The organism is Pseudomonas sp. HAR-UPW-AIA-41, from assembly GCF_002304225.1.
Lineage (GTDB): Bacteria > Pseudomonadota > Gammaproteobacteria > Pseudomonadales > Pseudomonadaceae > Aquipseudomonas.
Map to the genome: position 1 here is coordinate 1 of NZ_NSLB01000039.1, position 409 is coordinate 409.

The following is a 409-nucleotide window of genomic DNA, read 5'->3' on the forward strand; positions in this document are numbered from 1 at the left end:
ATAATGGGAACATGTCGGATAAAATCGGCACGTTGGTGGTTTTAAGGGTGAAATGAACTTTTGATAAAAACGGATGAGGCTCATAAATAGTATTTTCATCTAAAATCGGCAAGGATACCCCTTCTTCAATCGTGTGAAGGGCGATAGCCCAACGATAAGTGGGGGAGGAATTGCCGTCAGATACGGTATGGTAGGTTAAAATAGTAAGATTTCATGCCATATCAAGTATCTGAACCTTCCACCTTGCCCCCTCCTTTCTGTTATACTAAATTAGAATATAAGAGAAAACTGTTGCGTAAAAGGCACTCTTATAATGGGAACATGTCGGATAAAATCGGCACGTTGGTGGTTTTAAGGGTGAAATGAACTTTTGATAAAAACGGATGAGGCTCATAAATAGTATTTTCAT

At 38.9% G+C, this 409-nt stretch carries 1 protein-coding gene and 1 pseudogene; both read right to left on the reverse strand.

The window, feature by feature from the left end:
- Positions 1-99, reverse strand: a 99-nt coding sequence (gene yidD, locus CK486_RS17760; protein ID WP_141248937.1) for a membrane protein insertion efficiency factor YidD, incomplete at its 3' end; no start/stop codon positions are given.
- A gap of 211 nt (positions 100-310) precedes the next feature.
- A pseudogene (yidD, locus tag CK486_RS17765) lies at positions 311-409 on the reverse strand (membrane protein insertion efficiency factor YidD); the annotation flags it as partial.